Annotated in this window: 23 protein-coding genes; 15 read left to right on the plus strand and 8 right to left on the minus strand. The window is 71.3% G+C overall.

Features of this window, described 5'->3' with window-relative positions; all coding sequences use genetic code 11:
- Positions 1–43 precede the first annotated feature (43 nt).
- Both ABZE72_RS07595 and ABZE72_RS07600 read right to left on the minus strand, forming a co-directional pair.
- Entirely contained in the window at positions 44–1096 is a 1053-nt protein-coding gene (locus ABZE72_RS07595; RefSeq protein WP_372728408.1) for a Gmad2 immunoglobulin-like domain-containing protein, read from the minus strand.
- The gene (locus ABZE72_RS07600; RefSeq protein ID WP_372728409.1) at positions 1093–1608 is read right to left on the minus strand and encodes a SigE family RNA polymerase sigma factor; all 516 of its coding nucleotides are present in this window, start codon (positions 1606–1608) and stop codon (positions 1093–1095) included. The genes ABZE72_RS07595 and ABZE72_RS07600 overlap by 4 nt, the downstream gene beginning before the upstream one ends.
- Before the next feature lie 139 nt (positions 1609–1747).
- On the opposite strand from ABZE72_RS07600, the gene ABZE72_RS07605 reads away from it, so the two are divergent.
- From ABZE72_RS07605 to era, 9 genes are all read left to right on the plus strand, one after another.
- The gene (locus ABZE72_RS07605) at positions 1748–2089 is read left to right on the plus strand and encodes an HIT domain-containing protein (RefSeq protein ID WP_372728410.1); all 342 of its coding nucleotides are present in this window, start codon (positions 1748–1750) and stop codon (positions 2087–2089) included.
- A 91-nt stretch (positions 2090–2180) separates the two neighbouring features.
- Positions 2181–3239 (plus strand): PhoH family protein, encoded by a 1059-nt coding sequence (locus tag ABZE72_RS07610; protein ID WP_372728411.1) that lies wholly within the window; start codon positions 2181–2183, stop codon positions 3237–3239.
- Complete coding sequence (gene ybeY, locus ABZE72_RS07615; protein ID WP_372728412.1) at positions 3236–3685, plus strand: rRNA maturation RNase YbeY; 450 nt, start codon at positions 3236–3238, stop codon at positions 3683–3685. The genes ABZE72_RS07610 and ybeY overlap by 4 nt, the downstream gene beginning before the upstream one ends.
- The gene (locus ABZE72_RS07620) at positions 3682–4998 is read left to right on the plus strand and encodes a hemolysin family protein (RefSeq protein ID WP_372728413.1); all 1317 of its coding nucleotides are present in this window, start codon (positions 3682–3684) and stop codon (positions 4996–4998) included. The genes ybeY and ABZE72_RS07620 overlap by 4 nt, the downstream gene beginning before the upstream one ends.
- Positions 4991–5365: a cytidine deaminase gene (locus ABZE72_RS07625; RefSeq protein ID WP_372728414.1), complete on the plus strand. Its 375-nt coding sequence runs from the start codon at positions 4991–4993 to the stop codon at positions 5363–5365. The genes ABZE72_RS07620 and ABZE72_RS07625 overlap by 8 nt, the downstream gene beginning before the upstream one ends.
- 64 nt (positions 5366–5429) lie before the next feature.
- Positions 5430–6788, plus strand: coding sequence for an FAD-binding oxidoreductase (locus tag ABZE72_RS07630; protein ID WP_372728415.1), 1359 nt, complete (start codon positions 5430–5432; stop codon positions 6786–6788).
- Positions 6785–8062, plus strand: coding sequence for a class I SAM-dependent methyltransferase (locus ABZE72_RS07635; RefSeq protein ID WP_372728416.1), 1278 nt, complete (start codon positions 6785–6787; stop codon positions 8060–8062). Before ABZE72_RS07630 ends, ABZE72_RS07635 begins: the two co-directional genes overlap by 4 nt.
- 13 nt (positions 8063–8075) lie before the next feature.
- On the plus strand, positions 8076–8864 hold the full coding sequence (locus ABZE72_RS07640) for a siderophore-interacting protein (protein WP_372728417.1): 789 nt from the start codon (positions 8076–8078) through the stop codon (positions 8862–8864).
- Positions 8861–9814: a GTPase Era gene (gene era, locus ABZE72_RS07645; protein ID WP_372728418.1), complete on the plus strand. Its 954-nt coding sequence runs from the start codon at positions 8861–8863 to the stop codon at positions 9812–9814. Before ABZE72_RS07640 ends, era begins: the two co-directional genes overlap by 4 nt.
- 6 nt (positions 9815–9820) lie before the next feature.
- Here the strand turns inward: era and ABZE72_RS07650 are convergent, their stop codons facing one another.
- The 4 genes from ABZE72_RS07650 to ABZE72_RS07665 all read right to left on the minus strand — a co-directional run bounded on the left by ABZE72_RS07650 (position 9821) and on the right by ABZE72_RS07665 (position 12931).
- Positions 9821–10717: an oxidoreductase gene (locus tag ABZE72_RS07650; RefSeq protein WP_372728419.1), complete on the minus strand. Its 897-nt coding sequence runs from the start codon at positions 10715–10717 to the stop codon at positions 9821–9823.
- Between the two features lie 19 nt (positions 10718–10736).
- Complete coding sequence (locus tag ABZE72_RS07655; RefSeq protein ID WP_372728420.1) at positions 10737–11585, minus strand: septum formation family protein; 849 nt, start codon at positions 11583–11585, stop codon at positions 10737–10739.
- Positions 11582–12382, minus strand: coding sequence for a septum formation family protein (locus tag ABZE72_RS07660; RefSeq protein WP_372728421.1), 801 nt, complete (start codon positions 12380–12382; stop codon positions 11582–11584). The genes ABZE72_RS07655 and ABZE72_RS07660 overlap by 4 nt, the downstream gene beginning before the upstream one ends.
- Positions 12383–12445: 63 nt before the next feature.
- Positions 12446–12931: a flavodoxin family protein gene (locus tag ABZE72_RS07665; protein ID WP_372728422.1), complete on the minus strand. Its 486-nt coding sequence runs from the start codon at positions 12929–12931 to the stop codon at positions 12446–12448.
- 54 nt (positions 12932–12985) lie between these two features.
- On the opposite strand from ABZE72_RS07665, the gene ABZE72_RS07670 reads away from it, so the two are divergent.
- On the plus strand, positions 12986–13444 hold the full coding sequence (locus ABZE72_RS07670; protein ID WP_372728423.1) for an SRPBCC family protein: 459 nt from the start codon (positions 12986–12988) through the stop codon (positions 13442–13444).
- Complete coding sequence (locus ABZE72_RS07675) at positions 13441–15045, plus strand: phytoene desaturase family protein (protein WP_372728424.1); 1605 nt, start codon at positions 13441–13443, stop codon at positions 15043–15045. Before ABZE72_RS07670 ends, ABZE72_RS07675 begins: the two co-directional genes overlap by 4 nt.
- Here the strand turns inward: ABZE72_RS07675 and ABZE72_RS07680 are convergent.
- The gene (locus ABZE72_RS07680; RefSeq protein ID WP_372728425.1) at positions 15027–15899 is read right to left on the minus strand and encodes an N-acetyltransferase family protein; all 873 of its coding nucleotides are present in this window, start codon (positions 15897–15899) and stop codon (positions 15027–15029) included. The genes ABZE72_RS07675 and ABZE72_RS07680 overlap by 19 nt on opposite strands.
- Positions 15900–16049: 150 nt before the next feature.
- On the opposite strand from ABZE72_RS07680, the gene leuA reads away from it, so the two are divergent.
- Positions 16050–17762 carry a 2-isopropylmalate synthase gene (gene leuA / locus ABZE72_RS07685; protein WP_372728426.1) on the plus strand — a complete coding sequence of 571 codons (1713 nt, stop codon included), beginning with the start codon at positions 16050–16052 and terminating at the stop codon, positions 17760–17762.
- 16 nt (positions 17763–17778) lie between these two features.
- Here the strand turns inward: leuA and ABZE72_RS07690 are convergent, their stop codons facing one another.
- Positions 17779–20589, minus strand: coding sequence for a PAS domain S-box protein (locus ABZE72_RS07690; protein ID WP_372728427.1), 2811 nt, complete (start codon positions 20587–20589; stop codon positions 17779–17781).
- Between the two features lie 79 nt (positions 20590–20668).
- On the opposite strand from ABZE72_RS07690, the gene ABZE72_RS07695 reads away from it, so the two are divergent.
- The 3 genes from ABZE72_RS07695 to ABZE72_RS07705 form a co-directional block, all read left to right on the plus strand.
- Positions 20669–21526, plus strand: a complete 858-nt coding sequence (locus ABZE72_RS07695) for an alpha/beta fold hydrolase (protein WP_372728428.1) — start codon at positions 20669–20671, stop codon at positions 21524–21526.
- A 16-nt stretch (positions 21527–21542) separates the two neighbouring features.
- Positions 21543–22271, plus strand: a complete 729-nt coding sequence (recO, locus tag ABZE72_RS07700; protein ID WP_372728429.1) for a DNA repair protein RecO — start codon at positions 21543–21545, stop codon at positions 22269–22271.
- A gap of 129 nt (positions 22272–22400) precedes the next feature.
- On the plus strand, positions 22401–22594 hold a 194-nt coding region (locus ABZE72_RS07705), incomplete at its 3' end, for a hypothetical protein (RefSeq protein ID WP_372728430.1).

The following is a 22594-nucleotide window of genomic DNA, read 5'->3' on the forward strand; positions in this document are numbered from 1 at the left end:
CAACTGGCAGGTCAGCGGTGTTTCTGCAACCAGAAGTGGCAGGTCAGCGGATGGTGATCGACTTCGTGTCGACGAACGGCCCGCCGCCCTCGCCGCCGGACGGGTCGTCGGTCATCGCGACGAACGTGTACTCGCCCGGGGCCAGGTCGGAGACGTCGACCTCGGTCGACCACGGGTAGAGCTTGTCCATCCAGCCCTCGGCGGTGGCGAAGCCGGAGGCGACCACCTCGGAGCCGTCCCGGATCTCCCAGGGCACGTTGGCCTCGAACGAGCTGGCCACCCCGGACGCGGTGAACGACCCGGAGACCGACGACCCCTGCTCGGGCGTGGTGACGTTGACCAGGGCCAGCGTGTCCAGCGGCGGGTCCTCGGCCAGCGGCTCCGAGGTCGGTACGCCGAAGACCTGGTCCATCGGACCGTCCGCCGAGCGGAACTGCACACCGGAGCGGGTCTGGGTCGCAGCCTGCACCGAGTAGATGACCTGCTGTACGGCGGCCGAGGCCTCCTCCTCGCTCATGCCGGCCGGACGCTCCCGGACCGAGGAGTCGACGACGACCTCGATCACGTCACCGTCGTACGACGCAGCGGTGAGGCTGGTGGAGTCCCAGGCGGTCGCGTAGTCCGGGTCGCTGGGCGTCCTGGTCAGCGCCTCGACGGTCGCCGAGAGGTCCGAGTCGGCCTCGACCCGGGTGAACTCGCGGTACAGGCGGACGCCTCGGGGGGTCTCGCCGAGGTAGTAGGCAGCCACCGTGATCGTGGACGGAGTCACGGTCTCGGAGCTCGAGGCCGTGGGCTCGCTCGGACGGGGCGTCCCCGAGGTCTCGGTGGCGGGCCCGGGGTCGTCGGAACCGGTCAGGCCGAGGTTGCCGCCGGCGAAGGCGATCGCGGCGATGACGGCGGCCGTGGCGACGACGGCCCCGCCGACGGCGAAGCGCCAGGGGCGTCCGGAGTTCTTGCTGGCAGACATGGCAGTCACCTTCGTTCGGTTGCGGATGGAGTCGAGTCGGTGGGGTGGCTCGACGTCGGAGACGGCGTCGGAGAGCAGTTCGGTGAGCCGGTCGTCGTCGGACCGGCCGGGCGGGCGGGGATCGGTCATCGGCGGTCCTCCAGGTAGGTGCCCAGCAGGTCGCGCAACGCGGCCGAGCCGCGCGACGCATGGCTCTTCACGGCTCCCCGGCTGATCCCGAGGGTCTCGGCGATCTCGGCCTCGGAGAGCTCGAGGTAGTGGCGCAGAGCGAGCACCTCCCGCTGCCGGCGGGGGAGCTGCTGCAACGCCTGCAGCACCGCGGTACGACGCGCGGCGGCCAGGCTGGACTCGTCGGCGCCGGCAGCCGGAGCCGGAGGGGCGGCGTGCTCGAGGTGGCGCCGTACGACGGCGTGGTGCCGCAGGGCGGACCGGGAGCGGTTGACCACGCTCTGGCGCAGGTAGGCCAGGGCGAGGTCGGGTTCGCGCAGCTTGCGCCAGCGGGCGTGCACGGCGACGAAGGCGTCCTGGACGATCTCCTCCGCGGTGCCCGGGTCGTGCACCAGCAGCACCGAGAGCCGCACCAGCCGGCGCCAGTGCGCGGCGTACAACTGCTCGAGGGCGGTGTCCGCGTCCCAACTCATGACGGCCTCGGACGCGACCCGCGCGGGGCCGACTCCTGGGGCCAGTGCATGAGTGATCACGCTAGTGGCACGCGCGAGCCGGGCCGTGGGTTTACCGCGGCGATCCGTGAGTTTGCCGATTCGTGACACGATCGGCCGCATGGACGCCGACTGCCTGTTCTGCAAGATCGTGGCCGGGGAGATCCCTGCCGACGTGGTGCACCGCACCGAGCGTGTGCTGGCCTTCCGCGACGTGAACCCCCAGGCTCCCACGCACGTGCTGGTGGTCCCGCGCGCCCACCACGTGAACGCGGCAGAGCTGGCGAAGGCGGATCCGGAGACCTCGGTGGCGCTGGTCACGGCGGCCGCCGAGGTCGCTGCGGCGCAGGGGCACGAGGACTACCGGCTGGTCTTCAACACCGGGGCCGGCGCCGGCCAGAGCGTCTTCCACACCCACCTGCACGTGCTCGCCGGTCGTTCGCTCGCCTGGCCTCCCGGCTGAGCCAGGGAACCCGCTGGGGGTTGACGCAGCGCTCCCGTAGCATGGAATGCGCTCACACCACCGACGGGAAGGACCGCCCCACCGGGCCTCCATGACTGACACCACCAGCGACGACGCCACCGCCGACCTCCGGCGCGACCCGGCCCGCTCCACCCGGCACACCGTCGTCGTCCCCAACAGCATCAACATGGTCAGCCTGCTGGGCCCCGGTGACGAGCACCTCGCTCTCCTCGAGCGTGCCTTCGGCGCCGACCTGCACGTCCGCGGCAACCGGATCACCCTGCACGGCGACCCCGGCGAGGTGGCGCTGGCCGAGCGCCTGCTCGACGAGCTGGTCACGATCATCCGCACCGGTCAGGGCGTGACGTCCGAGACGGTCGAGCGGGTGCTCGCGATGCTGCGTGCCGAGACCAGCGCGCACCCGGCCGAGGTGCTGAGCCTCAACATCCTGTCGAACCGCGGCCGCTCGATCCGTCCCAAGACGCTCAACCAGAAGCGCTACGTGGACTCGATCGACAAGCACACGATCACCTTCGGGATCGGCCCCGCCGGCACCGGCAAGACCTACCTGGCGATGGCCAAGGCGGTCCAGGCGCTGCAGTCCAAGAACGTCACCCGGATCATCCTGACCCGGCCGGCCGTCGAGGCGGGGGAGCGGCTGGGCTACCTGCCGGGCACGCTGAGCGAGAAGATCGACCCCTACCTGCGCCCGCTGTACGACGCGCTGCACGACATGATCGACCCCGAGACGATCCCGAAGCTGCTCGCGGCCGGGACCATCGAGGTCGCGCCGCTGGCCTACATGCGCGGTCGCACCCTCAACGATGCCTTCATCATCCTCGACGAGGCGCAGAACACCTCGCCCGAGCAGATGAAGATGTTCCTGACCCGTCTCGGCTTCGGTTCCAAGATCGTGGTCACCGGCGACGTCACCCAGGTCGACCTGCCCAGCGGCACGAAGTCCGGGCTGCGGGTGATCGAGAGCATCCTCGACGGCGTCGAGGACATCGTCTTCAACCGGCTCACCAGCCACGACGTGGTCCGGCACAAGCTGGTCGGCAAGATCGTCGCGGCGTACGACGAGCACGACGCCCGGGCGACCATCCCGGCCCCCAGGTCAGCCCCCTCCACCCCCGGGAGTCGTGGATGAGCATCGAGGTCCTCAACGAGTCGGGCCACCCGCTCGACGTCAAGCAGCTGGCGGCGCTCAGCAGGTTCGTGATGGACGAGATGCGCGTCCACCCGCTGGCCGAGCTCTGCATCAAGGCGGTCGACGAGGCCACCATCGCCACGCTCAACGAGCAGTGGATGGAGAAGGAGGGCCCCACCGACGTGCTGGCCTTCCCGATGGACGAGCTGCGCCCCGGCCTGGTCAACGAGGAGCCCGAGGAGGGCGTCCTGGGCGACCTGGTGCTGTGCCCCGACGTCGCGGCGAAGCAGGCCGGTACCGCCGGCCACTCCACCGAGGCGGAGATCGAGTTGCTCACCGTCCACGGCATCCTGCACCTGCTCGGCTACGACCACGCCGAGCCCGAGGAGCACCGCGAGATGTTCGGTCTGCAGGACGAACTGCTCGCCCAGTGGCGCGCGCGGTGACGTCCGGTGATGTGTGGCTGCTGCTGACCGCAGCAGCCCTGGTCGGTCTCGCCGGCGTGTTCTCGGCGGCGGACGCCGCTCTTGCTTCCTTCTCCCGGGCGCGTGCCGAGGAGCTCGTCGGCGAGTCCCGTGCGGGCGCCCAGCGCCTGGTGCACATGCTCGACGACGCACCGCGTTACCTGAACACTGCGCTGTTGCTGCGGCTGCTGTGCGAGGTCGCCGCGATCGTCCTGGTGACGCTCTACGTCGACGACCTGTTCTCCGGCGCCTGGTGGCCGACCGTGCTGACCGCCATCGGCTCGATGCTGGTGATCTCGTTCGTGGTGATCGGGGTCGCCCCCCGCACCCTGGGTCGTCAGCACTCCGAACGGGTGGCGCTGATGTCGGCCTACCCGCTGGCGTTCGTGACCGGCGTCCTCGGCCCGTTGCCGAAGATCCTGATCCTGCTCGGCAACGCGATCACCCCGGGCCGTGGCTTCCGCGAGGGACCGTTCTCGACCGAGACCGAACTGCGTGAGCTGGTCGACCTGGCCGAGGCCTCCGCGGTGATCGAGTCCGGTGAGCGCCGGATGATCCACTCGGTCTTCGAGCTCGGCGACACCAGCGCCCGGGAGGTGATGGTGCCGCGCAACGACGTGGTCTACATCGAGCGCTACAAGAACCTGCGCCAGACCCTCTCGCTCTTCCTGCGCAGCGGCTTCTCGCGGGTGCCGGTGATCGGGGAGAACCTCGACGACATCGTCGGCTTCGCCTACCTCAAGGACATCGTCCGCCGTGACTTCGAGGCGCCCGACGTGGAGTTCACCCAGCGCATCGACGAGGTGATGCGTCCGGCCCACTACGTGCCCGAGTCGAAGCCCGTCGACGCCCTGCTCTCGGAGATGCAGGCCAACCGTCAGCACATCGCCGTCGTCGTCGACGAGTACGGCGGTACGGCCGGCCTGATCACCATCGAGGACGTCCTGGAGGAGATCGTCGGCGAGATCACCGACGAGTACGACGAGGACGAGATCGAGGTGGAGGTCCTGCCCTCGGGCACCACCCGGGTCTCGTCGCGCTACCCGATCGACGACCTCGACGAGCTCTTCGGCTTCGACGTGGACGAGGAGGATGTCGACAGCGTCGGCGGCCTGATGGCCAAGCACCTCGGCCGCGTGCCGATCCCCGGTTCGTACGTCGAGGCGCACGGCCTGCGCTTCGAGGCCGAGGGCGCGTCTGGGCGGCGCAACAAGATCGGCACGGTCCTGATCTGCCGCGTCGAGCCGGCCGAGCAGGACGGCGAGAGCGACGAACCCGGAGGCAGCCATGACTGAACCGACCCGGACCGGTGCCCAGGCTCCGGCCGAGCTCTCGGCGGAGGACAAGAAGCTCGTCACGCTGGCGCGGGCCACCCGGGTGCGCGCCGGTGCGGCCGAGGGAGCGGCGATCCGTGACGCCGACGGGCGCACCTATGCCGGCGCCACCGTCGACCTGCCCTCGCTGCGACTCTCCGCCCTCCAGGTCTGCCTGGGCATGGCGGTCTCCTCCGGGGTGAAGGCCCTCGAGGCAGCGGTGCTGCTGACCGAGGCCGACGCTCCCGACCCCGCCGACCTCGCGGCGTTGGCCGAGCTCGGCGGCGACGCGGTCGTCGTGCACGTGGGCACGGTGGCGGGCGCGTTGCACAGCAGCACCACGGCCTGATCCTCGGCGGGTCGCGGCCCCGACAGGGGGCTCCTCCTCTAGTAGCGTGCCGAAGGTGACCTCGGTGAGCGCAGGGCATGAGCACGAGCGGGCCGTGGGCCGGCTCCGTGCGTCGTACGCCGCGCTCGCGCCGGGTGACCCGGTCCGGCTCGCCAAGCAGACCTCCAACCTGTTCCGGCCCCGAGCGGCGGCCGCCCCCGCCGGCCTCGACGTCTCGGGTCTGCAGGGCGTGCTCGCCATCGACCCCGTCGCGTGCACCGCCGACGTCCAGGGCATGTGCACCTACGAGGACCTGGTCAGCGCGACTCTGGCCCACGGGCTCATCCCGAAGGTCGTCCCCCAGTTGCGGACGATCACCCTGGGCGGTGCGGTGACCGGGTTGGGCATCGAGTCGACCAGCTTCCGCAACGGGCTGCCCCACGACTCGGTCCTGGAGATGGACGTCTTCACCGGCGCCGGGGAGGTGGTCACCACCCGGCCGGGTGACGACCTGTTCGACACCTTCCCCAACTCCTACGGCTCGCTCGGCTACGCCGTGCGACTGCGGATCGAGCTGGAGCGGGTGCCGCGGTACGTCGCGCTGCGCCACGTCCGCTTCGACGACCTGGCCGACCTCGGCGCCGCGGTCGACGAGATCGTCACCACCCGACGACACGGCGGCGACCAGGTCGACGGCCTCGACGGGGTGGCGTTCGCACCGGGGGAGTACTACCTGACCCTGGCCACCTGGACCGACGTCGGACCGACGACCGGCCGGACCTCGGACTACACCGGCCAGCAGGTCTACTACCGCTCGGTGCAGCGGCGCGAGATCGACCTGCTCACCATCGAGGACTACCTGTGGCGCTGGGACACCGACTGGTTCTGGTGCTCGGCAGCCTTCGGGGTGCAGCGCCCCTGGGTCCGTCGGCTCTGGCCCCGGCGATGGCGGCGCTCGGACGTCTACCACCGACTGATCGGGCTTGATCGTCGGCTGGGCCTGGTCGATCGCCTGGACCGACGGGCGGGTCGCCCGCAGCGGGAGCGGGTGATCCAGGACGTCGAGGTGCCGCTCTCCGCGCTCGCCGACTTCCTGACCTGGTTCGACGCCGAGATCGGGATGCGCCCGGTCTGGCTGTGTCCGCTGCGCACCACCCGGCGGTGGTCGACGTACCCGTTGCAGCCCGGGCTCACCTACGTCAACGTGGGCTTCTGGGGAACCGTCCACGTGGGCGACGAGGCGCCGCAGGGGCCGCTCAACCGGGCCATCGAGCGTCGCGTCCACGAGCTGGGCGGTCACAAGTCGCTCTACTCGGAGGCGTTCTACGACCGAGAGACCTTCGACGAGCTCTACGACGGCCCGCACCTCGCGGCCGTCAAGGCACGGTACGACCCGCAGGACCGACTGACCTCGCTCTACGACAAGGCGGTGCATCGACGATGAGTCCCGGATCCAGCCTCTCCATCGGGGAAGCAGTCACCTCGCTGCTGCGTGACGGCATGCCGGTGCGGTTCACGGCGTACGACGGCAGCACGGCGGGCGACGCCGATGCCGAGATCGGCCTGGAGCTGCGCACGCCGCGCGGACTGGCCTACCTGCTGACCGCGCCCGGCGACCTGGGCATGGCCCGCGCCTACGTGGCCGGTGACCTCGTGGTGACCGGGGTGCATCCGGGCAACCCGTACGACGCGCTCCGCCTGCTGCAGAGCCACCTCCGCTTCCGCACCCCGACGGCGAGCGAGGCGTTCGTCCTGGTCCGGGGCCTGGGGCTCTCCCACCTCAAGCCGCCGCCGCCCCCTCCCCAGGAGCACCTGCCGCGGTGGCGGCGAACCGTGGAGGGGCTGCGGCACTCGCTGACCCGCGACGCCGAGGTGATCGCCCACCACTACGACGTCTCCAACCGGTTCTACGAGCTGGTGCTGGGCCCCTCCATGGCCTACACCTGCGCGGTCTACACCGACCCCGACCGCAGCCTGGAGGAGGCCCAGGCCGAGAAGTTCGACCTGATCGCCCGCAAGCTCGACCTGCGACCGGGTCAGCGGTTGCTCGACGTCGGCTGCGGCTGGGGCGGGATGGTGCGTCACGCGGCCCGCGAGTACGGCGTGCGGGCGCTCGGCGTCACCCTCTCGCGGGAGCAGGCCACCTGGGCGAAGGAGGCGATCGACCGTGACGGGCTCGGCGACCTGGCCGAGGTGCGGCACGCCGACTACCGCGACGTCCTGGAGAGCGGCTTCGACGCGGTCAGCTCGATCGGCCTCACCGAGCACATCGGGGTGCGCAACTACCCGACGTACTTCTCCTCCCTGCGCGACCGGCTCCGACCCGAGGGGCGGCTGCTGAACCACTGCATCACCCGTGCGCACAACCGGCGCGAGGAGACCGGTGCCTTCATCGACCGCTACGTCTTCCCCGACGGGGAGCTGATCGGGTCCGGGACGATCATCCGCGAGGCCCAGGACGCGGGCCTCGAGGTGATGCACGCGGAGAACCTGCGCCGTCACTACGCCCTCACCCTCACCGCCTGGTCGCAGAACCTGGTGGACCACTGGGACGAGTGCGTGGCCGAGGTCGGCGAGGGCACGGCACGGGTGTGGGGGCTCTACATGGCCGGGTCGCGGCTGGCGTTCGAACGCAACGAGATCCAGCTGCACCAGGTGCTGGCTGTGCGCACCGGCGAGGACGGGGCGGACGGATTCGGGCTGCGCCCGTCCTGGTGACTAGCCTTGGCGGGTGAGTACGAGAGCGCAACAGTTCACCGCGGACGTCCTGGGACGCCGGCGGCTCTCGGCCCACCTGCTGCGCCTGACCCTGGGGGGTCCCGGCCTGGCCGACTTCCGCAGCACCGGGATCCCGGACGAGTGGGTCGGTCTGGTGGTGCCGGGGCAGTTCCAGAGCCGCTACTACACCGTGCGTGAGTGGGACGGCGAGGTGCTGACCCTCGACGTCGTGGTGCACGACGTCGGCCTGGTCACCGAGTGGGCCACCCGTCCGGCCGTCGCCGGCGAGCAGGTGACGATCACCGAGCCCAAGGGGTCGTTCGCGATGCCCGAGGACGCCGGCTGGCTGCTGCTGGTCGGCGACCTGACCGCCCTGCCCGCGATGGCGCGGATCGCGGGCACCCCCGAGGCCGCGAGGGTGCCGACGCATGTCTGGGCCGAGGTGCCCGACGAGCTCGGCGACTACCTGTCGGCCGACGTGGACGTGACCTGGCTCGACCAGCCCGCCGACGGCAGCAGCCGGCTCGCCTCCGTGGTCGAGTCGCTCGAGTGGCCCGCCGGGCAGGGCTACTTCTGGATGGCGGGGGAGTCCGCGCAGATGCGGGCGATCCGCAAGCACCTGATGCGGGAGCGCCGGCTGCCGCCGACGGCGTACGACGTGATGGGCTACTGGCGGGGCGGCGCGCAGCGTCAGCCTCGAGCGGTCGACCCCGGCCCGATCTGGCGGGCCGGCAAGGCTGCAGGGAAATCCGACGAACAGATCTGGGCGGACTACGACGCCGCCCGAGAGGGACAGCCATGAGCGCCACACCCACGAGTGGATCCACCGGATCGTCGGAGGGTCACCGCAGCGGCTTCGTCTCCTTCGTCGGACGCCCGAACGCCGGCAAGTCGACGCTGACCAACGCCCTGGTCGGCAGCAAGGTGGTGATCACCAGCTCGAAGCCGCAGACCACCCGGACCGTCGTGCGCGGGATCGTGCACCGACCCGACGCCCAGCTGATCCTGGTCGACACCCCCGGTCTGCACCGTCCGCGCACCCTGCTCGGCGAGCGGCTCAACGACCTGGTCAAGACGACGCTGGCCGAGGTCGACGTGGTGGCGGTCTGCTTCCCGGCGAACGAGAAGATCGGGCCTGGCGACAAGTTCATCGTCAACGAGATGGCCAAGGTGCGCCGGACGATCAAGGTCGCCATCGCCACCAAGACCGACCTCGCGACGCCGGAGCAGATCGGCGAGCACCTGCTCGCGATCCAGGAGCTCGGCGCCGCCACCGGCACCGAGTGGGCCGAGATCGTGCCGGTCTCCGCGAAGGGCGACACCCAGGTCAAGCTGCTCGAGGACCTGTTGGTCGGGCTGCTGCCCCAGGGTCCCCAGCTCTACCCGGACGGCGACCTCAGCGACGCGCCCGAGGAGGCGATCGTCGCCGAGCTGATCCGGGAGGCCTCGCTCGAGGGTGTCCGGGACGAGTTGCCGCACTCGATCGCGGTCGTGGTCGAGGAGATGGGCCTGCGCGAGGGGCGTCCGGCGGACAAGCCGCTGCTGGACATCCACGCCAACCTCTACGTCGAGCGCGACTCCCAGAAGGGGATCATGATCGGGCACAAGGGCGCCCGGCTGCGCGAGGTCGGCACCGCCGCCCGCAAGCAGATCGAGGCGCTCTTCGGCACCCCGGTCTACCTCGACCTGCACATCAAGATCGCCAAGGACTGGCAGCGCGACCCGCGCCAGCTGCGCAAGCTCGGCTTCTGAGCAGCCTCAGAACTCGAACGTCACGCCGCTCTGCTGCTCGCTGAGGTCCCAGAGCCGCCGGGCCAGGTCGTCGTTGCGGGCGTGCCGGCTCAGCTTGGCCGGGCCCACCGGGCCCCGGGACTCCTTGAGCCACCGGCAGCCGGTGTACGAGCCGGGCTCGGCGACCGTGGCGGCGTACAGGGTGGGGTTGGCGCCGGCCTTCGCCGACTGGAAGAGCACCGGCATGAAGTACGGCGCGGTCGCCCGGATCAGCCGGTTCGACCCCATGCCGTCGGAGCTGGCGAACAGGTTCGTCGCGGAGACCCCCGGGTGCGCCGCGGTGGAGACGACCGGCGACCCGGCCGCCCGGGCACGCCGTTGCAGCTCGCGGGCGAAGAGCACGTTGGCCAGCTTGGTGTTGCCGTAGGCCGGCGAGGGCTTGTACGTCGTGCGCGGGTTCCCCTCGAGCACGCCCTCGTCGCCGTTGTGGTGGGCGATCGAGGCGACCGTCACCACCCGCGGCGAGCTGCCGCGCGTCAGCGCCGGCAGCAGCAGACCGGTCAGCGCGAAGTGACCGAGGTGGTTGGTGCCGTACTGCAGCTCGAAGCCGTCCTCGGTCTCCCGGTAGGACGGGGGCGTCATCACGCCGGCGTTGTTGACGAGCAGGTCGAGCGGGCCCTGCCAGCGTCCGGCGAAGGCCCGGACCGACGCCAGCGAGGCCAGGTTCAGCTCCTCCACGCGGGTGCTGCCCGGCATCGCCGCGGCGGCCTCCCGGCCGGCGGCGACGTTGCGGCAGGCGAGCACCACGTGGGCGCCGTGGGCGGCCAGCTCGCGAGCGGTGTGCACCCCGATGCCGGAGTTGGCCCCGGTCACGACGGCGGTGCGTCCGGTGAGGTCGGGCAGGTCGGCGGGCGTCCAGCTCATCGGGCTCCTGAGGTCGAGGTCAGTCGGGGATCCAGCACAGGCCATAGGTCTGGCCGGCCCGCCACTGGGCGGCGGTGGGCCATTCGTAGCCCCAGGTGAAGTTGAGGGCGTCGTCGGCGCGGTCCCGGGCGGCATCCTCGCAGGGCCCCTGCCCCGCCTCGCGCGCCGCCTCCTCACCGGGGTAGTCCGCGCCCGGTACGTCGACGGTCCGGATCGCCCGCCAGGCGTGCTCGCGCGAGCAGACCACGCGGGAGAAGTCCGGGGTGCCGGGCTCCGCGGTGGCGCACATGGCGTACTTCCCGCGCGCCTCCGGCTTGGCGAGCACGCCGGCCAGCCGCCCGGTGAGCGGGTCGAGCTTGCCGTCGGCCGCCACCGCGATCACGTCGCAGCGGAACCAGTTCGCGCCCGCGTCCGACTCCTCGACCGTGGGGGTGAACCAGACCGCGCGGAGCATGGTCAGCCGAAGGTCCTCCGGGGTGCCGCCGAGGAAGCGGGAGAGTCGCTCGGGACACACCCGCGCGACCTGGGCCTGGACCCGCTTGGAGTCGACCGAGAGCAGGTGGCCCTGCACGGCGGAGTCGAGTTCGCCCACCGCGTACGTCATCGAGGTGTGCTTCTCGGCGCAGTCGACCGGGGTGGACGAGTTCGTCGGTGCCAGCGCATCGGCGTACGACAGGTCGAAACAGGCCCGGTCCTTCGGGACGGGGACCTCGTCCGCGGTCGCCGGCGTGGTCGCGGTGCTCGTGGGCGCCGACGGCTTCGGATCGCCGGGCTCCTCGCTCGTGCATCCGGTCAGTGCCACGCCCAGGGCCAGGACGACGGGGAGCAGCGCTCCGGGCAGGAGCCGCTGGCGGCGGCCGGGCCTCATGCGTCCGTCCTGGCCCAGCAGACCGACCGACGGTTGCCGGCCTCCCATTCCTCCTCGGTGAACCACGTGTACCCGTAGTCGTAGGTCACGGGGTAGCTCAGCCAGCCGCCGACCGAGTCGGAGCAGAAGTCGCGGGTCTGGATCTGGGACTGCCGGTCGCCTGGGTAGGGATCGTCCGCCTCGCCGAGCTTGACCGTGGTCACCGCTCGCCAGTCGTGCGGCTCGGAGCAGGGGATGCGCGGGGCGTCCTGGACCGAGGGACCCTTCACGCAGACCAGCCACCGGTCATCGGGCTTGCCCTTCATCAGGCCCTGCGCCGTGACCGGCAGCTCGACGTACTCCTTGCTCTGCTCGGCTCCTCCGACGACGTCGCAGCGGTACCACCGGGCGCCTTCGTCCCAGGCCTTGGCGGAGGGGCGGAACGCCGACCAGCTCACGATCGTGCGCATCGCCAGGCTCTCGTCGGCGCCGAGGAAGGAGATGAAGCTCGCCTGGCAGTGCTCGTGGATCCAGGTGTTGACCTCGGGGTCCTCGCGATCCGCGTCGCCGAGCTCGGGGGGCAGCTCCTCGACGAGGTAGGTCTCGGCCGTGTGCGGCGTACGGCAGTCGACGGTGGCCGTGGCGTTGCTCATCACCTCGGTGTCCTCGGGGGCCAGCACGCGGCAGTCGCCGACCTCCGGCGGGGAGACCGCGTCCAGCTGGGCCGGGTCGACGTCGGTGCCCTGGCTCTCGTCGCCGCAGCCGGTGAGCAGGAGCGCGGCCACCACCAGCCCCAGGACGGTACGGCGCGACGACACGACAGATCCTCCTCGGGGGCGGGCAGGGACTCCGGGATCGTACCCGTCGAGCCGGGGGTGAAGTCAGTCGGACAGCAACGCCGCCAGCGTGCCGCCGAGCTCGTACGCCGCGGCTCGCTCGGTCTCGGTCACCTCGCCCAGGACGGTGAGCGTGTCCGCTGCCTGCCGCCAGGGCAGCGCACCGACGATGGACAGCACCGATCGCACCGCGCCGGTGGTGTCGTAGCGACCGTGCACCCAGAGCCCGAACGGCTTCTTGCCCGTCCCGCTCGTGCCGGCCGAGCCGTCCTCGGTGAGGGCGCCGCCGGCCTGCAGGAAGATGGAGTCGAAGAAGTGCTTCAGGGCGCCACTCATGTAGCCGAAGTTGGCCGTCGTCCCGAGCAGGTAGCCGTCGGCGGCCAGCACGTCGTCGGCGGTCGCTGCCAGGGCCTCGCGCACCACGACCTCGACGCCCTCGACGGCGTCGTCGTGGGCACCGGCGACCACGGCGTCGGTGAGGGCCTGGACGCCGGGGGTGGGGGAGTGGTGCACGATCAGCAGACGGGCCATTGTCCGACCGTAGCGAAGGGGGATACCTCGCCGATGATCGGGAACGGTGACGCCATGAGCACGAACAGGCAGATCGTCCGGGCGACCCCCGACCAGGTGTGGCAGGTGCTGGCCGACGGCTGGCTCTACCCGCTGTGGGTGGTGGGCGCGTCGCGGATGCGCGAGGTCGACGAGCACTGGCCGGAGCCGGGCGCGAAGCTGCACCACTCGGTGGGCAGCTGGCCCCTCCTGCTGGACGACGAGACCGAGGTGCTGGCCGCGGAGCCCGGGGTGATGCTCGAGCTCCAGGCGCGCGCCTGGCCGACCGGGGAGGCCCGGGTCACCCTGCGCCTGCACCCGGTGGGCCGTGACACCGAGGTGGTCATCGAGGAGGACGCCGACGCGGGCCCGGCCCGGATCATTCCCGCTCCGCTGCGTCAGCCGCCGCTGAAGTGGCGCAACGTGGAGACCCTGCGGCGACTGGCGTTCCTGGTCGAGGGACGGGTGGCGAAGGCCTCGGCCCGACCGTCGTGACGCCACCGCAGACGTACGACGCGGTCGTCGTCGGGGCCGGGCCCAACGGGCTCGTCGCCGCCAACCATCTCGTCGACGCCGGGTGGTCGGTCCTGCTGCTCGAGTCCCAGCCCGAGGTGGGGGGAGCGGTCCGCAGCGACCGCGACGTCCACCCCGACTTCGTCCACGACACGTTCAGCGCGTTCTACCCGCTGGCCGTCGCCTCCTCGGCCGTCACCTCGTTGCGCCTGGAGGAGCACGGGCTCGCCTGGTCCCACGCGCCGGCCGTGCTGGGCCACCCGCGGTCGGACGGGTCGTGGGCGTTGCAGCACCGGGACCGGGAGGTCACGGCCTCGCTGATGGACGCCGACCACGCCGGCGACGGTGCCGCCTGGCTCGAGCTGTGTGCCCAGTGGGACCGGGTCGGCGACCAGCTCGTCGAGGGCCTGGTCTCGCCCTTCCCCCCGGTCCGCGCCGGGCTCGGGCTGCTCGGCCGGCTGCCCGCCGCCGGCGGCCTGGGGTTCGTGAAGACGCTGCTGACCCCGGCCGCCCAGCTCGGGCGCTCCCGGTTCGGGGGTGACGCCCCGCGACTCCTGCTCGCCGGCAACGCCGGGCACGCCGACATCCCGCTGGACGCGCCGGGCTCCGGCCTGATGGCACTGCTGCTGACGATGCTGGGCCAGACGGTGGGCTTCCCGGTCCCGGTCGGGGGTGCGGGTGCGCTCACGGCCGCGATGGCGCGGCGGTTCGTCTCGCTCGGGGGCGAGATCCGCACCGGTGCCGAGGTCACCGGCATCGACGTGGAGTCGGGGCGGGCGGTCGGGGTCCGCTTGGCCGACGGCACCCGCATCGGCGCAGGGAACGCCGTCGTCGCCGACGTCACCGCGCCTGCGCTGTACGGCGGCCTGGTGGCCCCCGAGCACCTGCCCGCCCGTGTGGTCCGCGGGATGCGCTCCTTCGAGCTGGATCCCTCCACGATCAAGGTCGACTGGGCGCTGGACGGGCCGGTGCCGTGGGCCCAGGCGCCGGCGTACGCCCCGGGCACCTTCCACGTCGCGGACTCGGTGGAGCAGATGACCGAGGCGTTCAGCCAGATCGCCGCCCGGGCGATCCCGGCCGACCCGTTCCTGCTGTGCGGCCAGATGACCACCTCGGACCCGACCCGCTCCCCGGAGGGCACGGAGTCGGTGTGGGCCTACACCCACATGCCGCAGCACTCCGTCCGCGACGCCGGCGACGGGGGGATCCGCGGCGTCTGGGACCGCGACGACTGCGAGCGGATGGCGGACCGGATGCAGGCCCGCCTCGAGCGACTCGCCCCCGGCTTCGGCTCCCGGGTGCTGGCCCGACGGGTGCTGGGCCCCCACGAGATGGAGGCACGCAACGCCAACCTGGTCGGCGGGTCGATCAACGGCGGCACCGCCCAGCTGCACCAGGAGCTGGTCTTCCGTCCGGTGCCGGGGCTCGGACGCCCGGAGACCGGCATCCGCGGCCTCTACCTGGGGTCCTCGTCCGCGCACCCCGGTGGCGGTGTGCACGGTGCCGCCGGTCGCAACGCTGCGCGGGCGGCGCTGGCGCACACCCGGCTCGGGCGGATCCTGCCTCAGAGCCGGCGTCGGTAGCCGAGGCCGGTCGCGATATCGCGGCAGCCGAGCCGCTCGTTGACCGCGATCATGTGGTGGTTGTCCACGGCGTTCCAGGTGTCCGTGGCCTGCACCTCGGGACGCTCGTGGCGCAGCCAGGTCGCCAGCTCGCACTTCAGGGCCAGTCCGAGTCGGTGGCCGCGGTGGGCGCGCACCACGTTGGTGTCCTCCTGGTGGGCGATGCTCGGGGAGAACTCGTCCACGCAGAGCAGGGACATCCCGGCCCACTCGCCGGTGGGTCGGTGCCGGGCCAGGACCCGGTAGGTCGTCTGGCGCCGGTCGACCATCGACGCGTCGTAGGCGCGGACCCGGTCGGCGTCCCAGACGTCCGGCTCGACGCCCTCGTCCGCCGGGGCGTCGTTGATCGCCTCGTGCAGGTCGAGACGACGTACGGCCATCGGGAGCTGGCCGGCATCGGAGAAGCCGCGCGCCGCCAGGAAACCGACCCCGTCGGTGCCGGCCCACGTCCAGGCGCGCACGTTGGTGCGTCCCCGCTCCCGGACCAGCCCGAGCTGGAGCTCGAGCAGTCGACTGCCCCAGCCGGCCCGGCGGTGCTCAGGGTCCACGGTCGCCCGGACCAGGGCGGTCGACAGGTTGTCCAGGAAGGGCAGCTCCACCACCGCCCAGCCGAGCGGAGCCTCGAGCGGTCCCGCCACCCAGAGAGCGTCGACGGGCCGGCCGGTGTTGCCGTGGCGCAGCCAGGTCAGCTTCGACGGGCCCGTCGGGGGCGGCACCTCGAGCCCGGCGTCGGTGAGCGATGCCCGGTCGAGGGCCGCCAGCCGGTCCGCCAGATCGAGGTCGACCTCGGCCGGATCGAGTCGTGAGATCTGCACCGCACCACCCTAGGAGGGTGCGTTAGAGTCGATCCATCATGATGCGCCAGCTGCTTCTTCGCTGCCGCAGCGAGGCCTGAGCACGCCGGCCCCCTCGCTGCGGAGTGCGTGCTGCGCGACCGGCACCCAGCACCAGTCAGCGAGGACCTCATGAACCACCAGAAGCCCAGCGGGATGCCGCACCAGCGCTACACCGCCTTTCCCCCGGTCGACCTGCCCGACCGCACCTGGCCGAACGCCACCATCACCGCCGCGCCACGATGGCTCTCCACCGACCTGCGCGACGGCAACCAGGCCCTGATCGACCCGATGAGCCCCGCCCGCAAGATGAAGATGTTCGACCTGCTCGTGAAGATGGGCTACAAGGAGATCGAGGTCGGCTTCCCGTCGGCGAGCGAGACCGACTTCGCCTTCGTCCGCCAGCTGATCGAGGGTGACCGGGTCCCCGACGACGTCACGATCTCCGTGCTGACCCAGGCCCGCGAGGACCTGATCGAGCGCAGCGTCCAGTCGCTGGTCGGGATCCCGCGGGCGAACATCCACCTCTACAACGCGCTCGCCCCGCTCTTTCGTCGGGTGGTCTTCCACGCCAGCAAGGACGAGGTCAAGGCGATCGCGACCCGCGGCACCGAGCTGGTGATGAAGTACGCCGAGAACCACCTCGACAGCACCGTCATCGGCTACGAGTACTCCCCGGAGATCTTCACCTCCACCGAGCTGCCGTTCTCCCTCGAGGTCTGTGAGGCGGTCTCCGACGTCTGGCAGCCCGAGGATGGTCGCGAGATCATCCTGAACCTGCCGGCCACGGTGGAGTCGGCCACGCCGAACGTCTACGCCGACCAGATCGAGTGGTTCTCCCGCCAGCTCTCCCGACGCGAGAACACCGTGATCAGCCTGCACCCACACAACGACCGCGGCACGGCCGTCGCCGCGACCGAGCTGGCGATGATGGCCGGCGCCGACCGGGTCGAGGGCTGCCTGTTCGGGCACGGTGAGCGCACCGGCAACGTCTGCCTGGTCACGCTCGGGATGAACCTCTTCAGCCAGGGCATCGACCCGATGATCGACCTCAGCGACATCGACGAGATCCGGCGCACGGTCGAGTACTGCACCCAGCTGCCGGTGCACCCGCGGCACCCGTACGCCGGCGACCTCGTCTACACGGCGTTCTCGGGCTCGCACCAGGACGCGATCAAGAAGGGGCTCGAGGACCTCGACCGGCAGGCCGCCGAGCAGGGGGTCGGGGTCGGTGAGCTGCCCTGGCAGGCGCCGTACCTGCCGATCGACCCGAAGGACGTGGGCCGCAGCTACGAGGCCGTGATCCGGGTGAACAGCCAGTCCGGGAAGGGCGGCGTCGCCTACATCCTCAAGGCCGAGCACAAGCTGGACCTGCCCCGCCGCGCGCAGATCGAGTTCAGCCGGGTGATCCAGGAGCGCACCGACACCGACGGTGGCGAGATGTCGCCCGAGACCATCTGGGAGGTGTTCTCCGCCGAGTACCTGCACCGGACGACACCGCTCCAGCTGGACTCCGTGCACACCTCGTCGGCGGCCGGCGAGAAGGACGCGTTGACCACCAACATCTTCGTGGACGGTGAGATCACCACCCTCGAGGGGACGGGCAACGGTCCGATCGCAGCGTTCGTGAACGCGATCAACGACCTGCCCCAGGGCTTCGACGTCCGGGTCCTCGACTACGCCGAGCACGCGCTGTCCTCGGGCGGCGACGCGATCGCGGCGGCGTACGTCGAGTGCTTGGTCGGCGACCAGGTGCTCTGGGGGGTCGGCCTCGACGCCAACATCGTCACCGCGTCGCTCAAGGCCGTGATCAGCGCCGTCAACCGGGCCACCGGGTCGCGCTGACCGAGGGCGCGTCGGGTCAGTCCACGCGCTTGGGCACCTTGCGAGGGAGCCGCACGGTGAAGGTGGTGCCCTCGCCCTCGACGGAGTCGACCGAGATCTTCCCCCCGTGGGCGGCCACGATCGTGGAGACGATCGAGAGCCCCAGCCCGGTGCCCTGGATCGCGCGCTCCTGTGCGGTGGAGGCGCGGAAGAACCGCTGGAAGAGTCCGTCCTGCTCGGCTGCCGGGATGCCGATCCCGGTGTCGCTCACCACGATCCAGGCCTCGGTGTCCTGTTTCTCGAGCCGACACGTGATGGAACCGCCGTCCTCGGTGAACTTCACGGCGTTGCTCAGCAGGTTGATCAGGACCCGCTCGAGCTGGGTCCGATCGCCCTGCACCAGGAGCGGCTGGTCGGGGGCCACGTAGTCGAGGGTGAGGTCTCGCCCCCGCAACAGGTGCCGGGTCGACTCGTCCACCGGAGCGACCAGCGTGGCGAGGTCGAGGATCTCCTGCTCCCAGTGGGCGGCGCCGCTGTCGATCCCGCCGAGCAGCAGCAGGTCGTTGCAGATCCCGATCAGTCGCTCACCGTTGCGGGCGATCGTCGACAGCAGCGGGAGCTGGTCGGGGTCCGGGTCGACGATCGAGCCGTCGCTGAGCATCTCGGTGTAGCCGACGATGCTGGTCACCGGGGTGCGCAGCTCGTGGCTGACGGTGGAGACGAACTCGTTCTTCGCCTCGTCGAGCTGGCGGAGCCGGATCACGGCGGTGCGCTCCTTCTCCAGGGCGGCCACGAGCATCTCCTGGGTCTGGCGCTGCTCGGTGACGTCGCGGCCCACGCACAGGAAGCCGACCTGCGCAGCGAACTCGTCGGCGGCGACACTCAGCGTCATCGAGACCGTGTGGTGCTCGCCGTTCCTCGCCACCCAGGTCCAGTCGCGCGGTTCGGTCTCCGACTCCTGGCTGACGAGGACCGCGAACGCCCGGTCGGGGTCGGACTCCTCGGTCCGGGCGGCCAGCTGCCCGGGCTCGATCAGCTGGGCGAAGGGCTGACCCACCATCTCCCGCGAGGAGTAGCCCAGCAGTCGCTGGGCTCCGGAGTTGAAGACCGTGATCCTGCCGGTGGTGTCGGTGCCGATCAGGGCCGTGGTGATCGCGGCTTCGAGCAGGTGGGTCATCAGGCCGGCGGCGGTGCGTTCGGCTGTCACGTCGACCCCGGTGAGCACGGCGTACATGGGCCGGTCGTGGTCGTCGGTGACCAGGTTGTTGTTCCAGACGATGCGCAGTCGTTGGCCGCTCTTCGTCATCGCGTCGGTCTCGACGATGGTGGTGCCCGGAACCCGGTCGGGGACGGAGAAGAGCGCCTCGACCTCCTCAGCGCTTCTGGGCGTGAACGACGTCTCCCAGATCGGCCGCCCCAGCATCTCGTCCTCGGTGTACCCGGTGAGGCGGGAGGCGGCCGCATTCACCCGGATGATCGTGCCCTTGAGGTCGGTGACCAGGATGACGCAGGCGGTCGTGTCGAGGGTCGCGCTGGTGAGCTGCTCGGCCGCCTCGAGCCGTCGCCGGGCCTCGTACTCCGCGGTCACGTCCTGGAGCTGGGCGGAGAAGATGGGCTCGGGGGTGAGGGAGAGGGGCGAGAGCGAGACGTTGATCCGGGCGCCGGGACGGTGCTTGAGACCGGTCTGTGCCTTCCAGCCGTCCTGGCGGCCGTCGAGCATCCGGGCCGTCACCTGGTCGAGCTGGCTGCGGGTCTCCAGGATGCTGTCCAGCGAGCGGCCCACCAGGGCCTGACCGTCGGTGCTGAGCAGTCGGGCGGCGGTGTCGTTGAGGTCGATGATCTCCAGACGGTTGCCGTGGCCGCGCAGCAGGAGCATCCCGACGAGCGACTCGGTGAAGTTGCGACGAAACAGCCGCTCGCTGGTGCTGACCCGGTCCAGCAGGCGGTGCCGTTGCGCGACCGCGATGGCCAGCGGCAGGGACATGACGGCGGCGCAGGCGAGGTAGGCCTGCATCAGCGATCCGGCCCCGTACTCGTTGATCCGGCCGGCGGACAGGCTGTTCCCGATCGGGCCGTAGCCGCGGGCCGTCAACAGGGTGGCCAGCACGCTGAAGCCGACCAGCTCCCACGCGACCACCCGGGTGTCGAAGCGCAGCGCCGCCCAGACCAGGAACGGCAGGGGCAGGAAGACCAGCGGCAGGAACTGCTGCGGGGAGAAGATGGTCACCGAGATCGCGATCAGGGCCCCGGCCTGGAAGACCAGCTCGCCGTGGCTCCCCGCGGTCTCGTGCGGGGAGGCGAGCCCGTTGCGACGTAGCGACATGGCGACGGGCACGAGCACCAGGACGGACGCGGCGTGGGACGGCGCCACCGCCCGCCAGATCTCGAGGAACGAGCCACCCTCGAGGGTGGAGACGATGGTGGCGGCCGCCGTGGCCACCGTGACCCCGCCCAGGATGGCGGCCGCGACCAGGCGGATGAAGTCGTCCTGGCTGTCCAGGCGCACCGAACCGCGGCGGCCCCGGCGCAGGAACCAGCCGGCGACGACCGCCTCGGCGGCGTTGGCGACCCCGAAGAGCGTCGAGATCTGGAGGTCGCGGCCACCGGTGAGGTTGGCGGCGCCGCTGAAGAAGACGATGCCCAGGGCGAGCGCGGGCCACGCCCGCCGGGGGGAGATCGCGATCAGGGTGACGGCGAGACCGGCCGCCGGCCACCACTGGGCCACGTCGCTGCCGGGGGGTGCGAAGACGACGGCGCCCGCTCCGGCGAGGTAGATGCCGATCAGCAGACCGGCGGGGGCGACGGCATTCGCGGGCACCCAGGAGGGCAGCCGCGGAGGGAACGTCATGGCAGCAGTCTCGTTCAGTCTCCACCGGGATGCGACCACACCCACCCAATTCGGGGACCCGGACGGCTAGATTGGGGCCATGTTGGTCTCTGAGCGCATTGGTCAGTTCTTCCTCGAGAATGCCACCGGTCGGGACCGACTCGAGTTCACCGAGTACGGCGGCGGTGACGCGTGGGTGGTGCTGCTGCACGGTCAGCTGATGCCGCGACGGATGCACGAGCCGCTGGCGCGCTCCCTGGCCTCCCAGGGCCTGCACGTGGTCACCCTCGACCTGCTCGGGCACGGTCGGTCCGACCGACCCGCCGACCCGCATGCCTACTCGATGACCAGCTGGGGCGAGCAGGTCGTCGCCCTGCTCGACCATCTCGGCGTGGACCAGGCGGTGGTGGGCGGCACGTCCCTGGGTGCGAACGTCTCGCTCGAGGTCGCGGTCCTCGCCCCCGAGCGGGTGCGCGGACTGATCATCGAGATGCCGGTGCTCAACAACGCCGTGGAGGCGGGCATCCTCGCGTTCGCGCCGTTGATGTTCAGCGCACGGTTCCTGCCCTTCACCGTGACCGCGGTGAGACGACTGACCCGACCGATCCCGCGCGGGATCGTGCCGTTCTGGGTGGGGATCGGCCTCGACACCTGCGACCAGTACGCCGGCTCGGTGGCCGCAGTCGTGCACGGGGTCTTCTTCGGCCGGGTCGCGCCGTACTCCCACCAACGTCGGGCGATCACCACGCCCGCACTGGTGGTCGGACATCCGGCCGACCCCATCCACCCGGCCGCCGACGCCGCGATGCTGGCCGAGGAGATGCCGAACGCCACCTTCGTCAGGGCCCGCAGCATTCTGGAGTGGCGGCTCGCGCCCGAGCGGTTGAACCGTGCGGCGGCCGACTTCGCGCTCGCCTGCTGGCAGACGCCGCGCCGCGCGCGCCGTTCCCGAGCCTGAACGGCACAATGGGGGCGTGCCCCTCTACCGCGACGAGGCGATCGTCCTGCGCACCCACAAGCTGGGTGAGGCCGACAGGATCGTCACGCTGCTGACCCGTCACCACGGGTTGGTGCGCGCCGTCGCGAAGGGCGTACGGCGCACGACCTCGAAGTTCGGCTCCCGGCTCGAGCCGTTCACCCACGTCGACCTGCAGCTGGCGGAGGGCCGCAACCTCGACATCATCACCCAGGCCGAGACGATTACGCCGTTCTCGTCGGGGCTGGGCCTCGACTACGACCGGTACACCTCGGGGACCGTGATGCTCGAGACCGCGGACCGGTTGGTGGCCGAGGAGCGCGAGCCGTCGATCCAGCAGTTCCTGCTGCTCGTCGGTGGGCTGCGCGCGATGGTCAGCGGGGAGCGGACGCCCAGCCAGGTGCTCGACTCCTACTTGCTGCGGTCGTTGGCGGTCGCCGGGTACGCGCCGTCGTTCGCGCACTGCGCGCGGTGTGGCGAGGAGGGGCCGCACCGGTGGTTCAACCCCTCGATGGGCGGGATGCTCTGCGTCACCTGCCGGGTGCCGGGGTCGGCCAGTCCGGCCGCGGAGACCGTCATCGTGATGGGGGCGTTGCTGGCGGGGGACTGGCCGGTGGTCGAGGCGGCCGACGGTCGGCACCTGAAGGAGGCCAGCACGCTGGTCTCGGCGTACCTCTCCTGGCACCTGGAGCGCGGGCTGCGCTCGATGGCGTACGTCGAGCGCTGAGCGGGCGGGTGGGGGTCGGGCATTCGCTCGGCCGTTGTGCCGGAACATTCGACAATCTTCTGTCCGGATGGTGGAAGATCGGCCGGTTCTGGCGGCCAAACTGTCGGTGCTCGCTGGTTGGGTTGTTCCATGACCGAGACGCTCGCTGATGTGGACACCGCCGCCGCGGTGCTCGCTGCGGCACGGTCGTCGCGGTCGATCGCGGATGCCGAAGAAGCCCGGTTGTTGCAGCTCGCGGTCGAATGGGCAGCGATGCACTCGACCGAGTCGCTGGCGGACGCTGCGATGACCTACGACCCGGGGTTCGGTCAGACCGAGGTCCC

Source organism: Nocardioides sp., from assembly GCF_041600255.1.
In the GTDB taxonomy this organism is placed as follows: domain Bacteria; phylum Actinomycetota; class Actinomycetes; order Propionibacteriales; family Nocardioidaceae; genus Nocardioides.

What these genes read in the sequence shown, in the direction of transcription:
- ABZE72_RS07595 (WP_372728408.1), bottom strand. Translation starts at nt 1,096, where the DNA reads ATGACCGATCCCCGCCCGCCCGGCCGGTCCGACGACGACCGGCTCACC.
- ABZE72_RS07600 (WP_372728409.1), bottom strand. Translation starts at nt 1,608, where the DNA reads ATGAGTTGGGACGCGGACACCGCCCTCGAGCAGTTGTACGCCGCGCAC.
- ABZE72_RS07605 (WP_372728410.1), top strand. Translation starts at nt 1,748, where the DNA reads ATGGACGCCGACTGCCTGTTCTGCAAGATCGTGGCCGGGGAGATCCCT.
- ABZE72_RS07610 (WP_372728411.1), top strand. Translation starts at nt 2,181, where the DNA reads ATGACTGACACCACCAGCGACGACGCCACCGCCGACCTCCGGCGCGAC.
- ybeY (WP_372728412.1), top strand. Translation starts at nt 3,236, where the DNA reads ATGAGCATCGAGGTCCTCAACGAGTCGGGCCACCCGCTCGACGTCAAG.
- ABZE72_RS07625 (WP_372728414.1), top strand. Translation starts at nt 4,991, where the DNA reads ATGACTGAACCGACCCGGACCGGTGCCCAGGCTCCGGCCGAGCTCTCG.
- ABZE72_RS07635 (WP_372728416.1), top strand. Translation starts at nt 6,785, where the DNA reads ATGAGTCCCGGATCCAGCCTCTCCATCGGGGAAGCAGTCACCTCGCTG.
- era (WP_372728418.1), top strand. Translation starts at nt 8,861, where the DNA reads ATGAGCGCCACACCCACGAGTGGATCCACCGGATCGTCGGAGGGTCAC.
- ABZE72_RS07650 (WP_372728419.1), bottom strand. Translation starts at nt 10,717, where the DNA reads ATGAGCTGGACGCCCGCCGACCTGCCCGACCTCACCGGACGCACCGCC.
- ABZE72_RS07655 (WP_372728420.1), bottom strand. Translation starts at nt 11,585, where the DNA reads ATGAGGCCCGGCCGCCGCCAGCGGCTCCTGCCCGGAGCGCTGCTCCCC.
- ABZE72_RS07665 (WP_372728422.1), bottom strand. Translation starts at nt 12,931, where the DNA reads ATGGCCCGTCTGCTGATCGTGCACCACTCCCCCACCCCCGGCGTCCAG.
- ABZE72_RS07670 (WP_372728423.1), top strand. Translation starts at nt 12,986, where the DNA reads ATGAGCACGAACAGGCAGATCGTCCGGGCGACCCCCGACCAGGTGTGG.
- leuA (WP_372728426.1), top strand. Translation starts at nt 16,050, where the DNA reads ATGAACCACCAGAAGCCCAGCGGGATGCCGCACCAGCGCTACACCGCC.
- ABZE72_RS07690 (WP_372728427.1), bottom strand. Translation starts at nt 20,589, where the DNA reads ATGACGTTCCCTCCGCGGCTGCCCTCCTGGGTGCCCGCGAATGCCGTC.
- ABZE72_RS07695 (WP_372728428.1), top strand. Translation starts at nt 20,669, where the DNA reads ATGTTGGTCTCTGAGCGCATTGGTCAGTTCTTCCTCGAGAATGCCACC.